The following is a 14,311-nucleotide window of genomic DNA, read 5'->3' on the forward strand; positions in this document are numbered from 1 at the left end:
TGAGAGTTCAGCCTGGGTCAGCAAAATCAGGTGGCGGGATTGAGCCGAGGATGGGTCTCTTCACCCCAGCGGAAGAGGACGGCGCCCGAGACTAGCATGGACAGGGCGACGAACCAGAATGCACTCTCGATGCGTCCACCCAGCGCAGCTGCAGCGCCAAGACCGAGCGCTCCGATACCGTAGCCCAGGTCACGCCAAAAGCGGTAGATGCCGATGGCCGATGCACGCCAGTTGGGGTGGGCAATGTCGGCTACCGCTGCGCTCAGGTTCGGGTACAGCATTGCCATGCCCAGGCCTGCGATGGCGGCGGATGCGCTCCACCATAACGAACCCGTGCCCAGCGGCATCAACGCCACGCCTGCGCCACACACCCACATGCCCCACGAGTTGAGCAAATGCCGGCCCACGCGGTCGGACAGCCGGCCGGTAATGAACTGCGCCGCGCCCCAGGTGAAACCGTAGACGCCCACTATCCAGCCGATGCCCGGCAGGCTCATCCCTTGTTGATGCAGGTAGACGGGCCAGAAAACCCAGACCAGGGCATCGACAAATTTCTCAACCAGGCCGGCCTGGCACATGGCCGCCATGCGCCGGTCGCGCCAGCTCATCAAGGCGAACATCTCGGCCGTCGTGGGATGCTCGCTGACCGCCTCTGGATACCGGGGCCTGAGCACAAGCGCGCTTGGACCAGCGTGGCGTTTGACCTCGTCTCGAGCCCATGGCAGCGTTTCGGCAATCAGCATCCATGACAGGACGGTGGCCAGGCCGATAACGGCCATGCCGAACCACAGCAAGGCCCCGCGCGGGCTGAATATAGACGCGAGGTAACCCGTGGCGATTCCGGCAATGGCCAGGCCCACATACCCCGAGAATTCATTGAGCCCGATGACCAGGCCACGCTGGTCGGCACGGGTAAAGTCGAGTTTGGCCGTTTGCGTCATCGACCACGTCAGCCCCTGGTTGATGCCCAGGAGGACGGTGGCGAAGACTACCCACGACCAGCTGGTAGCGAAGTAGATGAGCGCCGGGATGGGCAATGCGACCAGCCAGCCCATCAGCAACACTCTTTTACGCCCGAAGGTCTCGGCCAGGCGCCCGGCGGCGAAGTTCATCGCTCCCTTGACGAAGCCAAACGCGACGACGAAGGCAACCAGCAACATGAACGAGCCGCGCGGCACGCCGAACTCCGTCTCGGCCAATGCTGGTACGACGTTGCGCATCATCCCGATTGTCATGCCCACAAGTAGTACCTGCAGCAGCTGATGCAGGAATTGACCGAGGTTGTCGCGGATACCGAACTTCATAGTCGATACTCAGACGATGCTGTTTTTGGCACCACGCCTTGAAGGTTGGCCTCGATGATGCGGGAAATGTCTGCTGACTGAGGCGGAATCCCGGCGGTCAATGCGGCGACAAACGCCTCCCGCGACATTGATAACATCGGATTGAAGCGCTTCTCAAAACCAATGGTCGACGCCGGCTTGCCGGATATTCCTGCGCCGCAGGTACTACCCGCTTGGTGACCCGGGTAAATTTCCAGGTCAGGCGGCAGCGATAGCAGCCGTGAGTGCAGCGTGTCATACAGCTGCGTCGCCATCTCGCGTTCTTGACCTGCCAGGTCCGGACGGCCAACTGCGCCGACAAACAAGGTGTCACCAATGACGACAAACCACGGCTCGTCTCCGCGTCGCAGGTCTCGTACAGCCAAGCAGACGCTGTCTAGGGTATGCCCTGGTGTGTGCATAACGTCGACCACGACGTTTCCGGCCTCTAGGCGCTGCCCATCGCGCAGCGGTGAGAAGGGGAATCCCACGCGCAGATGGTTGCTCTCAGGAAGGTAATACTTTCCGCCAACACGCTGCGCGAGTTCCCGGCCGCCCAAGTAGTCGTCTGCATGTACGTGAGTGTCGATGACATGGACGATGATCGCTCCAGCGCGCTGCGATTCTTCGATGAACCAGTCCTCGTCCCCAGCAACAACGTCGACGGCTACAGCTTTCTGTAGGCCGGCGCAGCCAAAGAGGTACGAAAGTGTGGTGTTGATCGCCGGCCGTTGAAGAAAAAACATGATTGTCTCCTGGGTCAGATCATAAGGGGCTTGTCGGCCTACGCAGTCCATTGAGTAAGCTTGTCCATCGTGCTACGATGCGCTCCTGCAATAGGGTCGCCAGTGGTAAATTCAGTGTCATTTGCAGTAGGCCACGGGCAGACCATGGGTCCGCCACTCGGGCACACCGTCAGTGAGGTGAAAGGCCTGATAACCGTGCTTGCGCAGCAACTCGACCGCGTCCTTGGCCATCAGACAGAACGGTCCCCGGCAGTAGGCCACCACGGGCACATCCAAGGGTAGTTCGGCAATGCGCTTTTTCAACTCGTCTACAGGCAGGGAGCGTGCGTGGGGCAGATGAGCTGCAACGTATTCATCGGCCGGGCGGACGTCCAGCACCAGAAGCTCGCCAGCAGCTGCCCGGCGCAGAATGTCGGGACGGCTGAGACCTTGCAGGTCGTCGGCGTGTTCAACGATCGAGCCCAGGGCCATCTGGAGCTCCACCAGGCGCTCTTCGGCTTCCGAACGCAGATTGACCCATAGGTCGGCAACGCTAGTGCTGGCTAGCCGGTAAAGCACGTACTTGCCATCCTTTCGTGTGTCCACCAGGCCCGCAATACGCAAGTCCCTCAGGTGAGCACTGGCGAGCTTCACGCTGATTTCGCCTTGGGCCGCCAGCATCTCGACGGACTTCTCGCCTTGGCACAGCAACTCGATGAGTTCTAGACGTTTGGGGTTGGCGAGGGCCTTGCCGATGCGGGCGACTTGCTCGTAAAGGTGGTTTTTGAGTTCTCTCATATCGTCATTCTAAGATTCTTTAGAATGATAGACAAGTTGCTCAGCTTCCAACTGGAGCTCAAAGAGTTACCGGTTTTACTTGTGCAGGAATTTCCTGAAGAATATGCTGCTGGCACGATTCCCGGCTCAAACAACCCCATGCATTCCTCCATCCGTCATATCACGCTCGTCATTTCGCTTGCAGCTGCGATTTCGGGCTGCAATACCCTGGGCGTCCTCGCGCGCACCGAACCGGGCGCCGCACGTGAAGCTGCCACGGTATTCGGCAAGTGGGTCGACGCCGGCGGCGATGCTGCTATGGCCACTACCTGGTCGCGCAAGGTCGCTCCTGGCGTGTCGATCCAGGAGATCGAAGAAGCCTTCACAAGCGTCGCTGCAGAAGACAACCTCCGACCGGTTGGCGAATTGTTTCTCTCTAACGAACTGGCGCTGCGCACCGGACAGGCCCAGAAGTTCCTCAAAGTCTATTCGTACTGCGATCCCGATACCGCACGGTCGATCGTCGATTTCAGTCCGGCGATGGCGGCCTTCCTGCCATGCCGGATTGCCGTTGTGGAGCAGGAGAATGGGCTCTGGATCTACGCGATGGACATGGACATCCTGATCAAACTGGGGCGGCCGATGCCACCGGAACTCCATGCGAGAGTGACGCGGGTGCGTGCGACCATGCTGAAAATGCTTGATCGCGCTGCGAATGGAGAGTTCTAATCCTGCTCGTTTTCTTAGTGGTGCAGACAAGATGTGACGCTGTTTGCCGCTTTGCAGCATCGAAATATCTTGCACAGTATGTATCTTAATGGTTATATGCTTATAAATACATAAGCTCATAAGTAAAGCGCACCACAGGCATGGATGTTGATCTCGACAACGAGGAGATGGCAGAAGTATTCGAGCAAGTGTCGAATTACTTCAGCCTGCTCTCTGAACCAACACGTTTGAAGATCCTGCACGCCCTGTGCAATGGCGAGCGGTCCGTTGGGGCGATCGTGACGCAGCTCGGGGCCAACCAGGCGAACGTGTCGCGCCAGCTGAACATGCTGTACCGTGCCCGCATCCTGGGGCGCCGCAGGGATGGCGCGCAGGTGTACTACCGAATCGAAGATCAGAACACCATCGCCTTGTGTCGCACCGTGTGTAATCACATGGCAGAGAAGGTCAAGAAAAGCCGCCAGATAGACCAGGTAGCGATCGAGAATTTCATGACGGGTAGCTAAGGAGCCGTACGGCAGGCAGATCGGCGCCTCTTCACTCATTTTATGCTCATATGCGCATATAGGCATATGCGCATGCGGTTATTTTTATTGTTCATCGCAAGGATGGAGTAGATGGGTAACCCGATTCGGAAGTTCGGCCGTGTACTGAAGGCGCCAGAAAATTTTGTCGAGCGCTCTCTGATCAATGACATCAACGAGCATGGCCTGAACGAGGAGCGGCGTGGCTTCCTGCGCCGCAGCTTTCTCGCAGCCAGTGCTGCAATGGCAAGTGGTGGAGCCCTGGCCCAGGCGGCCGAGGGCGATCCGAACATCCTGACGCTGCCCGAGCATGCGCGCACGCTCGGCAAGCCGGTCGCCTCGGCGCCTTACGGGATGCCGTCCCAGTTCGAGGCCAATCTGCAGCGCCGGGAATCTCCCGGGCTGACCCGCGTCTCGGCCGCTTCCGTGGCCTTTACTCCATTGCAGGGCCTGTTTGGCATCATTACGCCATCAGGCCTGCACTTCGAACGCCACCATCAGGGATGGCACGACATCGACCCGAGCAAGCACCGCTTCATGATCAACGGCCTGGTCAAGCAGGCGAAGGTCTACACGATGGATGACTTAATGCGCATGCCATCGGTGTCGCGCATGCACTTCATCGAGTGCGGGGCGAATACCGCCATGGAGTGGGGCAACGTGGCCGTCCCGTCGGTGCAGTATTCGCACGGCATGCTGAGCTGCAGCGAGTTCACGGGCGTGCCGCTTTCGGTGCTGCTGGAAGATTGCGGCTACGACAAGCGCAAGGCCAAGGTCGTGCTGGCCGAAGGGGCGGACGGTTCGTCGATGACGCGCACCATTCCAATCGACAGGGCGCTCGACGACGTGATCGTCGCCTGGGCCATGAATGGCGAAATGCTGCGTCCCGAGAACGGCTACCCGCTGCGCCTGGTCGTTCCGGGTATCCAGGGTGTTTCCTGGGTCAAGTGGCTGCGTCGTATCGAAGTCGGCGACCAGCCGTATGCGACGAAGGACGAGGCGATCCATTACATGGACGCCATGCCCGACGGCAGCTATCGCCAGTACACGTCGATCCAGGAATGCAAATCGGTGATCACCACGCCATCGGCCGGCCAGCGCCTGCTGGACACTGGCTTCTACAACATCACTGGCCTGGCCTGGTCCGGACGCGGCAAGGTCAAGCGGGTCGACGTCTCGGTCGACGGCGGACGCAACTGGCGCACGGCACGGCTGGAGACGCCGGTGCTGAGCAAATGCCTGACCCGCTTCAACATCGACTGGGATTGGAGCGGGGCGCCGGCAATCCTCCAATCGCGTGCAATCGACGATACAGGCTACGTTCAGCCGAAGATTAACGAGCTGCGCTCAGTGCGCGGCACGCGCTCGATTTATCACAACAATGCGATCCAGTCCTGGCAAGTGGCGCAATCGGGGGAGGTGTCGAATGTCCAGGTCTATTAAGCTCGCGGCGGGTGCGCTGCTGGCGGCCGCGGCTGCCGCCGTGTTCGCCGGTCCCCAGGCCTTGCCGGGGCGTCCCGCGACGCCCAAGGAGGTGGCGGCATGGGATATCGACGTGCGGCCCGACTTCAAGGGCTTGCCGAAAGGCTCCGGGACCGTGGCGGCGGGCCAGGTCGTATGGGAGGGCAAGTGTGCGTCCTGCCACGGCACCTTCGGCGAATCCAACGAGGTATTCACGCCGCTGGTGGGCGGCACGACGGCGGACGACGTCAAGACCGGCCGGGTGGCCGCGCTCGCCAACGGCCGCCAGCCGCAGAAGACCACTTTGATGAAAGTGGCGACGGTCTCGACGCTCTGGGACTACATCAACCGCGCCATGCCCTGGACCGCCCCGAAGTCGCTCACCACCGACGAAGTCTACGCGGTGACCGCCTACCTCTTGAACATGGGCGAGATCATTCCCGAGGACTTCGTGCTCTCCGATAAAACGATGGCGCAGGCCCAGGCGCGCATGCCTAACCGCAATGGCATGGTGACCAAGCACGGGATGTGGGACGTCAAGGGCAAGCCCGATGTGCGCAGCGTGGCCTGCATGAAGGACTGCCCGGTCGATCCGGCGCCCCATTCGACCCTGCCCGAAGCGGCGCGCAATGCCCACGGCAACCTGGCCTTGCAGACCCGCGGTTTCGGCGCTACCCGCGGCGTCGATACCACCCGTCCCGCGCCGGCCACCCGCGCTGCCGCCAGTTCGGCTGCGGCGCCGGCGGCAGCGGCAGCGCCGGCAGCACTGGCGAAGGCCGCGGCCGGCTCCGTGCCGACCGCCCTGCTGCAGGCGAACGCCTGCCTGGCCTGCCATGGCATCGACAATAAGGTCATGGGGCCGAGCTTCGCCGCTGTGCGCGCCAAGTACAAGGACGATGCCGGCGCCTCCGTGCGGCTGACCGAAAGGATCAGGCAGGGCAGCAGCGGCGTTTGGGGGGCAGTCCCGATGCCTCCCCAGGCCCATGTGAAGGAGGAGGATCTCAAGGTCCTGGTGGGCTGGATTCTGGCCCCGCAATAACCGGTACGGCGGCAAGCCGTACCGTTAACAATACTTAAGGGAGACGTAGCAATATGAAACATGTCGTAAGCGGACTCATCCTGTCGATCGCCTGCGTTGGGGCGATGGCGGCCGAGCACCAGGTCAAGATGCTCAACACCGGCAAGGACGGCACCATGGTCTTCGAGCCGGGCTTCCTGAAGGTCGCCAAGGGCGATACCGTCAAGTTCATCAAGGTCGATGCGTCGCACAACAGCGCTTCGGTCGTCACCCCGCCCGGCGCCGCCGCGTGGAAAGGCAAGCCGGACGAGGAAATCTCGGTCAAGCTCGACCAGGAAGGCGTCTACGTCTATGTGTGCGAGCCGCACAAGATGATGGCCATGGCAGGGGNGATCCAAGTCGGCAAGCCGGTCAACCTTGTGGAGGCGAAGAAGGGGGCGGACGCCCTCTCGAAGTCCTTCGTCATGAGCAAGGATCGGCTCGACAAGTACATGACGCAGGTGAAGTGAGCATGCATGCCGCTCCGGCGGCTGGGCGTTTTCAACAATTGGAGGATGGTATGAATCAACAGCGACGCAATGTCATGCGCATCAGCGCGATCCTGGGGGCCGCGTTTGCCGCGGGGGTGCTGAAACCAGCTGACGTGTTCGCAGCCGAATGGAGCCAGAAAGTCTTCGACGCCAAGAGCCTCGAGGCGGCGGTGAAGGAACTGGGCGGCGACAAGTTCACGGTCAGTCCCGATGTGTCGATCACCGGGCCGGACATCGCCGAGAACGGCGCCGTGGTGCCGGTATCGATCGCCAGCAAGGCGCCGAATACCGACTTCATGGCGGTTCTGGTGGAAAAGAATCCAAGCACCATGTCGGCCAGCTTCAATATCCCGACGGGCACCGAAGCGGCCGTTACCACGCGGGTCAAGATGGGAGCAACCTCGAACGTGCACGCGCTGGTGCGTGCCGACGGCAAGTGGCTGGTCGCCACCAAGGAAATCAAGGTCACGCTCGGCGGCTGCGGCGGCTGATCAATCAAGCTTATTGAAAGGAAAGAACATGGCAGACCCAATGCGTATCCGCGCCACCCTTGCCGGCGACACGGTTGAGGTGAAGGTCTTGATGCGGCACGACATGGAAACCGGACAACGCAAGGACGCGTCCGGCAAAGTGATTCCGGCCCATTACATCAAGACGCTCGTGGCGAAAGTCAAGGACAAGGTCGTGCTGGACGCGAACTTCGGTCCCTCGGTTTCGAAGGACCCGTTCCTGGCCTTCAAGTTCAAGGGCGCCGCGAAGGGCGACAAGGTCAGCGTGACCTGGGTCGACAGTGCGGGCGACACCCGTACCGACGAAGGCACCATCAGCTGAAGCACGACGCGCCCCGCGCCGGGGCGCATGCATGCGCGGCGCCAGACCGCGCAGACATATCAAGAGGAGACAGCCATGACCAGGATGCGTTCCGGTTTCGTCGCAGCGTCGCTGCTCGTGCTATGCGCCACGGCGCTGGCGCAATCGTCAGCAACCGACGAAATCGCCAAATACCGCCAAATGCTGGCGGATGGCAATCCCGCCGAGCTGTGGGAAATGCGCGGTGAAGAATTGTGGAAGAAGAAAGCGGGCCCGAAGAATGTATCGCTAGAGCGATGCGACTTCGGCAAGGGGCCGGGCGTGCTGAAGGGGGCGTATGCCGAACTGCCGCGCTACTTCAGGGACGTCGACAAGGTCATGGATCTCGAACAACGCCTGCTGCACTGCCGGATGACTTTGCAAGGGCTCAGCATGGCCGATGCCACGAAGACGCCGTTTGGCTCGACCGGCAAGCAGTCGGACATCGAAGCGCTGGTGGCCTACATCACGGCCGAGTCGCGCGGCGCCACGATGGCGGTGTCGACCAGGCATCCGAAGGAAAAGCAGGCGTACGAAACGGGCAAGCAGCTGTTCTTCTATCGTGGGGGCGCACACGACTTCGCCTGTGCCACCTGCCACTCCACCTCGGGCCAGCGCATCCGCCTGCAGGAACTGCCGAACATCCTGGAGAAGGCGAATGCACAGGCGGCTTACACCACCTGGCCTGCGTATCGCGTTTCCCAGGGCGAGGTACGCACCATGCAGCATCGCCTGAACGACTGTTTCCGGCAGCAGCGTTTCCCCGAGCCGATGTATGCATCCGAGGCGATCACCGCGATCACAATGTTCCTTGCGAAAAACGCAGACGGCGGCGTGTACGCCGGTCCGGCACTGAAACGATAGGAGGCCAGCATGACACCACTGAAAACCACGCTGATNATGTTCCTTGCGAAAAACGCAGACGGCGGCGTGTACGCCGGTCCGGCACTGAAACGATAGGAGGCCAGCATGACACCACTGAAAACCACGCTGATGGTCGTGCTGGGAGNCNCTGCCGCCGGCTGCGCAACCGTCGCAGCCGAGCCCGATTACCGGCAGGCCGCGCTCGCTTTGCTGAAGCAGGACTTCCGTTCGAAGGGNCCGGCGACGCTGGAGCGCGTNANCANCCAGGACGAAGCCCAGCAGCTNTGCAGCCAGTATCCGCAGGANCGCCCGGCCGAGGTCGCGGCNCGGATCGAAGCNACGCAGATGAAGAANATCCGCCAGCCNGCCGACGGCAAGTACCTNGGCGACTGGAAAGAGGGCGAGAAGNTCGCCCAGAACGGNCGNGGCATGCAGTCNTCCGACANGGTCGGCGGCATCAANGGCGGNAACTGCTACGCCTGCCACCAGATNTCGAAGCANGANATNTCGTTCGGNAANATCGGGCCGAGCCTNTACAACTACGGCAANATCCGCGGCAGCAGCGACGAGATGCTCAANTACACNTGGGGAAAAATCTATAACGCNCAGGCGTNTACGGCCTGCTCCAACATGCCGCGTTTCGGCCANAGCGGCATNNTGACCGAGGCCCAGNTCAAGGATGTGATGGCATTGCTGNTGGATCCNGCNTCGCCNGTCAACCAGTGAACCACGCCGGNTGGCATCCGGATGCCNGCCGGCNAACAGTATCAAGGACATAGCATGGGTATGAATCGGCGCGAATTCGCGCAACTGCTCGGGATTGCCGCCGCCGGCGGCATGCTGCTCGGCNCGCGCGGCGCCATGGCGGCGCCGTCNCCNGGCGCNCTGTACGACCTGCCGCGCTTCGGCAACGTCCACTTCCTGCANTTCACCGACTGNCACGCGCAGCTGATGCCNGTCNATTTTCGCGAGCCNAGCGTNAANATCGGACTCGGGCCGGCNGCGGGGCGCATGCCGCACCTGGTCGGCGAAGCCCTGCTCAAGGNNAGCGGNNTNGCGCCNCACACGCCGCAGGCACATGCCTTCACGGCACTCGACTTCGAACGGGCGGCGCGCACCTACGGCAAGGTCGGCGGCTTCGCCCACTTGGCCACCCTCGTCAAGAAGATGAAGGCCGAGCGCCCCGGCGCGCTGCTGCTCGATGGCGGCGACACCTGGCAGGGCTCCGGCACGGCGCTCTGGACCAANGGNCAGGACATGGTCGACGCCGGCCTGCTGCTGGGNGTCGACGTCATGACNGCGCACTGGGAAATGACGCTNGGCGACAAGCGGGTNCAGGAAATNGTNGGCAAGGACTTCAAGGGCAAGGTNGATTTCGTGGCCCAGAACGTCAANACCAACGACTTCGGCGANCCNGTNTTCCCGCCCTACGTGATCAAGGAAATGAACGGCGTGCCGGTGGCCATNATCGGCCAGGCCTTCCCGTACACCCCGATNGCCAACCCGCGCTACNTGGTTCCCGACTGGAGCTTCGGCATCCAGGANGANAACATGCAGAAGATGGTGGACGAGNCCCGNGCCAAGGGNGCGAAAGCGGTGGTCGTGCTGTCCCACAACGGGATGGACGTCGACCTGAAGATGGCNTCGCGCGTGCGCGGNATCGACGCCATCATGGGNGGGCATACGCACGANGGCATTCCGGTGCCGGTCNTCGTCAGNAANGGNGGCGGCAAGACCCTGGTGACNAACGCCGGCAGCAACGGCAAGTTCCTGGGTGTGCTCGACTTCGATGTGCGCGGCGGNAAGGTGCAGGCNTTCCAGTACCGNNTGCTGCCGGTGTTTTCCAATTTCCTNCCGGCCGACCGCGANATGGCNGCCCTGNTNGCNAAGNTCCGCAAGCCNTATGAAGCCCGTCTGAACGAAAAGCTGGCGGTNACNGAAGGCACGCTCTACCGGCGCGGCAACTTCAACGGNACCTTCGANCANNTGATNNTCGATGCNCTGATGGCGGTCAAGGGTGCNGATATGGCNTTCTCNCCNGGCTTCCGCTGGGGCACCACGCTGCTGCCNGACAGCCCGATCCTGATGGAACACCTGATGGACCAGACCGCCACGACGTACTCGCATTCCACGCTNACCGCNATGACNGGCGCNACCATCAAGACCGTGCTGGANGACGTGGCCGACAACCTGTTCAANCCCGATCCCTACTACCAGCAGGGCGGCGACATGGTGNGGGTGGGNGGGATGANCTACGCGATNGATCCCANNGCGCCGATGGGCTCGCGCATCAGCGACATGCGNCTGGGCGGNAAGCTGCTCGANGCGGGGAAGACCTACAAGGTGGCCGGCTGGGCNCCGGTGGCGGAAGGCGCTTCCGGCGAGCCGGTGTGGGANGTGGTGGCGCAATGGCTGCGTTCGGAGAAAGTCGTCAAGCCGCGCAAGCTGAATACGCCGCGCCTNGTTGGCGTGCAGGGCAATCCAGGCATCATGGCNTGAGGAGGCGAGGATGGCGANGATAATCCGGAAGATCAGGGCACTGNCGGCCGCGCTGGCATTGTTGGCCTGCGCGCACGCCTNGGCGGTCGAGGCGAGTGCGGTGCCNAAGAACAAGCANACCATCGCGGGGCGCTACCTCGATGCACGCGAGGCCTACGCNATGAAGCGCGAGCTGGGCCCGCGNGCCTATTTCGTCGACGTNCGNACCCGCTNCGAAGTCGCCTACGTCGGCCTGCCGACCGTGGTGGATGCCAATATTCCCTATGTCGAACACCCGGAGGACGCCCCNTGGGACGACAAGGCNGGNCGNTTCAAGCTCGATGTCAACAGCGACTTCGGCCCGGAACTGGCGCGCCGNCTGCANNCGGCCGGACTCGGCAAGGATGCNCCNGTGCTCNTGATNTGCCGNTCGGGCGACCGCAGCGCACGCGCGGCNAACCTNCTGAGCCAACTGGGCTACACATCGGTGTACACGGTCGTCGACGGCTTCGAAGGAGACGCCGTGGCATCGGGTGAGAAGCGTGGCCAGCGGATCCTGAACGGCTGGAANAACGCCGGNCTGCCGTGGTCCTACGANTTGGGCAAGACNCGTGCTTACTTCCCGGCCTACTGAGCGTGCAGGGNTNGTGCNGCGNGCCATTGTGCACACGGCGCTGCTGGCGGCGTGCGTGGCCGGTANTGGNGCGNCAGCNCAGCACACGGCTTTACCTGCCTCGGGCGATCTGGCCGCNGACGGCCNCGATGCCGCCCAGCGCCGCGTACCGNTCGTGATNCTGTTCTCGCTGCCTGACTGCAGCTACTGCGAAACNGTGCGGCGCAACTANCTTCTGCCTCTGTCCCGGGAAGGTGTGCCGGGCCNGCGTCCGNTCATACGCGAAGCCGGCNTGGCGTCGACNGCGCCATTGCGCGGCTTCGATAAGCAGGCCAGCAGCGGCAANGCATTGGCGNCNCGCTACGGTATCCGGGTGGCGCCCAGCGTGGCCATNCTCGACGGCCANGGCAAACTGCTGGNGCCTGTGCTCGAGGGCGGGGACGTCGCCGGNATGTACGGCGCCTATCTCGACGAAGCCTTGGCCGGCGCGCGCCGCGCGCTGGCCGCATCCAANAACAGGAGAACCGAATGAGACTGCGCATCCTNGGCGGCGNGCTGCTGCTGGCGCTGAACGCCGGCTCCGCCGCGGCGCAGGCGCCTGCGCCTGCCACCTACACCGTCACCNTGATGAGTCCNGANCTGGCCNTGCGNATGGCCCAGGCCGCGCTGGCTGCATGCCGCCAGGCCGGCTACCAGGTGGCGGTGGCGGTGGCCGACCGCGGCGGNCAAGTGCAGGTANTGCTNCGCGACCGCCTGGCGGGNAGCCATACGGTGGACGCNGCGGCCGACAAGGCCTGGACNGCNGCCAGTTTCAAGATGGGCACCACGGCGCTNGCGCTGTCCACCANGGAGGGCGCCGAGGCNAGCGGGATCCGGCACATCCGCCGCGTGCTGGCCGTCGGCGGCGGCATTCCNGTCGAGGNCAACGGTGCATTGGTGGGCGCGATNGGCGTCTCCGGCGCTCCNGGTGGCGCCGCCGACGACACCTGCGCACGCGCGGGNATCGCGGCGGTGGCCGAGGACCTGAATTTCTGACNCGNTTCTTGACATGCGCCACNGTGCGCAGAAGGACCTGAACATGCAGTCGATTCGTATCGCNGCGGCACTCNCGCACANGNTGTGGNGCCTCCTGCTGGTGTTGTCCGCCGNGTCCTGGCTGGCGGNCGGNGCCGNNGCGGCGCCGCTTCCGGTGCTGCAGCCCATCAAGGTCAGCGCACACGCGTACATGTTCAGGGGGCACTCCGGCATGGCCGACAACGCCAACGCCGGCTTCATGTCGAACGCCGGTTTNGTGGTTACCGGGGATGGCGTGGTCGTCTTCGACGCGCTCGGNACGCCGGCCCTGGGCGAGGCGATGGTGCNGGCCATTCGCGGCGTGACGAANCANCCNATCCGCCGCGTCATCGTNAGCCACTACCANGCNGATCATTTCTACGGNCTGCAGGCATTCAAGGCGGNGGGTGCCGAGATCTGGGCGCACGAGCAGGGCCGCGCNTACCTGGCCTCGNACACGGCCGCNCNGCGCCTGGCGCAGCGCAANGAANCNCTCAAGCCGTGGGTCGANGGCCGCACGCGCCTGCTGCCGGCGGACCGCTGGCTCNCTTTCCCGNGAGGCANGCCGATCGCGTTNGAGATGGGCGGACTGCACTTCCAAGTGATCGACACCAGCGGCGCCCATGCACCGGACGACATCATGTTGGCCGTCGTCGAAGACCGCTTGCTCTTCGCGGGCGACCTGTTCTTCACCGGGCGGCTGCCCTTCGTGGGCGATGCCGACAGCCGCGTGTGGCTGGGCGCNCTCGANCGCATGCTGGCGCTGGCCCCGGCCGTGGTNGTGCCCGGCCANGGCGATGTNTCGCGCNATCCGGGCAAGGACCTCGCGCTGACNCGCTCCTACCTGATNTTCCTGCGCAAGGTGATGGGCGAGGCGGTCGCGGAGCTGGCGACCTTCGACGAAGCCTATGCGAAGGTCGACTGGAGCGCGTACGCAGGCTATCCTGCATTTGCGCAGGCCAACCGCATCAACGCCTACGGNACCTTCCTGCTCATGGAGCGGGANAGCCTGCAGCAGAAGTAACGCCGCNTACCAATCAAAGGAGACGATATGAAACTGTTCCGTGTAATCGCTGCCATGCTGTTCCTGNGNNTTGCCGTGAGCGCCGGCGCCGCNGGGCGGCCNGAGAANGTCGTGTACCACATCAGCGACGCGAGCAACGCCATGCAGGCGCTCGGNAATATCCGTAANCACTTGAANGCCAGTCCGAACGCCAGCATCGTCGTGGTCACNCATGGCGCCGGGATCGACTTCCTGCTCGAGGACGCCAAGGACAAGAACGGCAATCCCTACGACGCGGTGGTCCAGGAACTCGCGAACCGCAAGGTCCAGTTCCGGGTATGCAATAACACCCTCGAGGGGCGCAA

At 63.1% G+C, this 14,311-nt stretch carries 15 protein-coding genes and 2 pseudogenes; 14 read left to right on the forward strand and 3 right to left on the reverse strand.

Translation table 11 applies throughout. From position 1 onward, the window contains the following. Positions 1 to 26 precede the first annotated feature (26 nt). The 3 genes from YWC_RS0124420 to YWC_RS0124430 all read right to left on the reverse strand — a co-directional run bounded on the left by YWC_RS0124420 (position 27) and on the right by YWC_RS0124430 (position 2,845). Positions 27 to 1,304, reverse strand: coding sequence for an MFS transporter (locus YWC_RS0124420; RefSeq protein WP_027867731.1), 1,278 nt, complete (start codon positions 1,302 to 1,304; stop codon positions 27 to 29). After that, the gene (locus tag YWC_RS0124425) at positions 1,301 to 2,068 is read right to left on the reverse strand and encodes an MBL fold metallo-hydrolase (protein WP_027867732.1); all 768 of its coding nucleotides are present in this window, start codon (positions 2,066 to 2,068) and stop codon (positions 1,301 to 1,303) included. Before YWC_RS0124425 ends, YWC_RS0124420 begins: the two co-directional genes overlap by 4 nt. A 117-nt stretch (positions 2,069 to 2,185) precedes the next feature. Continuing rightward, a complete protein-coding gene (locus YWC_RS0124430) occupies positions 2,186 to 2,845 on the reverse strand; it encodes an ArsR/SmtB family transcription factor (protein ID WP_027867733.1) in 660 nt (219 codons plus the stop codon). 24 nt (positions 2,846 to 2,869) lie between these two features. On the opposite strand from YWC_RS0124430, the gene YWC_RS0124435 reads away from it, so the two are divergent. The 14 genes and pseudogenes from YWC_RS0124435 to YWC_RS34280 form a co-directional block, all read left to right on the forward strand. After that, the gene (locus YWC_RS0124435; RefSeq protein ID WP_229413189.1) at positions 2,870 to 3,553 is read left to right on the forward strand and encodes a DUF302 domain-containing protein; all 684 of its coding nucleotides are present in this window, start codon (positions 2,870 to 2,872) and stop codon (positions 3,551 to 3,553) included. A gap of 140 nt (positions 3,554 to 3,693) precedes the next feature. Beyond that, a complete protein-coding gene (locus YWC_RS30710; RefSeq protein WP_036215874.1) occupies positions 3,694 to 4,059 on the forward strand; it encodes an ArsR/SmtB family transcription factor in 366 nt (121 codons plus the stop codon). A 111-nt stretch (positions 4,060 to 4,170) separates the two neighbouring features. Next, the gene (gene soxC / locus YWC_RS0124445) at positions 4,171 to 5,520 is read left to right on the forward strand and encodes a sulfite dehydrogenase (protein ID WP_027867735.1); all 1,350 of its coding nucleotides are present in this window, start codon (positions 4,171 to 4,173) and stop codon (positions 5,518 to 5,520) included. Continuing rightward, positions 5,504 to 6,577, forward strand: coding sequence for a c-type cytochrome (locus YWC_RS0124450; RefSeq protein WP_027867736.1), 1,074 nt, complete (start codon positions 5,504 to 5,506; stop codon positions 6,575 to 6,577). The genes soxC and YWC_RS0124450 overlap by 17 nt, the downstream gene beginning before the upstream one ends. A 155-nt stretch (positions 6,578 to 6,732) precedes the next feature. Next, a complete protein-coding gene (locus YWC_RS0124455) occupies positions 6,733 to 7,065 on the forward strand; it encodes a pseudoazurin (protein WP_443093625.1) in 333 nt (110 codons plus the stop codon). A gap of 50 nt (positions 7,066 to 7,115) precedes the next feature. After that, the gene (gene soxY / locus YWC_RS0124460; protein ID WP_027867738.1) at positions 7,116 to 7,577 is read left to right on the forward strand and encodes a thiosulfate oxidation carrier protein SoxY; all 462 of its coding nucleotides are present in this window, start codon (positions 7,116 to 7,118) and stop codon (positions 7,575 to 7,577) included. Between the two features lie 28 nt (positions 7,578 to 7,605). After that, a complete protein-coding gene (gene soxZ / locus YWC_RS0124465) occupies positions 7,606 to 7,917 on the forward strand; it encodes a thiosulfate oxidation carrier complex protein SoxZ (protein ID WP_027867739.1) in 312 nt (103 codons plus the stop codon). A gap of 84 nt (positions 7,918 to 8,001) precedes the next feature. After that, a complete protein-coding gene (gene soxA / locus YWC_RS0124470; RefSeq protein ID WP_229413192.1) occupies positions 8,002 to 8,799 on the forward strand; it encodes a sulfur oxidation c-type cytochrome SoxA in 798 nt (265 codons plus the stop codon). 429 nt (positions 8,800 to 9,228) lie between these two features. Then, a pseudogene (soxX, locus tag YWC_RS34240) lies at positions 9,229 to 9,525 on the forward strand (sulfur oxidation c-type cytochrome SoxX). 60 nt (positions 9,526 to 9,585) lie between these two features. Then, positions 9,586 to 11,298, forward strand: a pseudogene (gene soxB, locus YWC_RS0124480) (thiosulfohydrolase SoxB). Between the two features lie 160 nt (positions 11,299 to 11,458). After that, complete coding sequence (locus YWC_RS0124485) at positions 11,459 to 11,911, forward strand: rhodanese-like domain-containing protein (protein ID WP_443093626.1); 453 nt, start codon at positions 11,459 to 11,461, stop codon at positions 11,909 to 11,911. Between the two features lie 630 nt (positions 11,912 to 12,541). Beyond that, the gene (locus YWC_RS0124495; RefSeq protein ID WP_503826182.1) at positions 12,542 to 12,925 is read left to right on the forward strand and encodes a GlcG/HbpS family heme-binding protein; all 384 of its coding nucleotides are present in this window, start codon (positions 12,542 to 12,544) and stop codon (positions 12,923 to 12,925) included. A 238-nt stretch (positions 12,926 to 13,163) separates the two neighbouring features. Then, positions 13,164 to 13,967: an MBL fold metallo-hydrolase gene (locus tag YWC_RS30720; protein WP_443093628.1), complete on the forward strand. Its 804-nt coding sequence runs from the start codon at positions 13,164 to 13,166 to the stop codon at positions 13,965 to 13,967. Positions 13,968 to 14,108: 141 nt separating this feature from the next. Next, positions 14,109 to 14,311, forward strand: a 203-nt coding sequence (locus YWC_RS34280) for a DsrE family protein (RefSeq protein ID WP_443093629.1), incomplete at its 3' end; no start/stop codon positions are given.

The sequence above is a fragment of the Massilia alkalitolerans DSM 17462 genome (assembly GCF_000427785.1).
Lineage (GTDB): Bacteria > Pseudomonadota > Gammaproteobacteria > Burkholderiales > Burkholderiaceae_D > Telluria > Telluria alkalitolerans.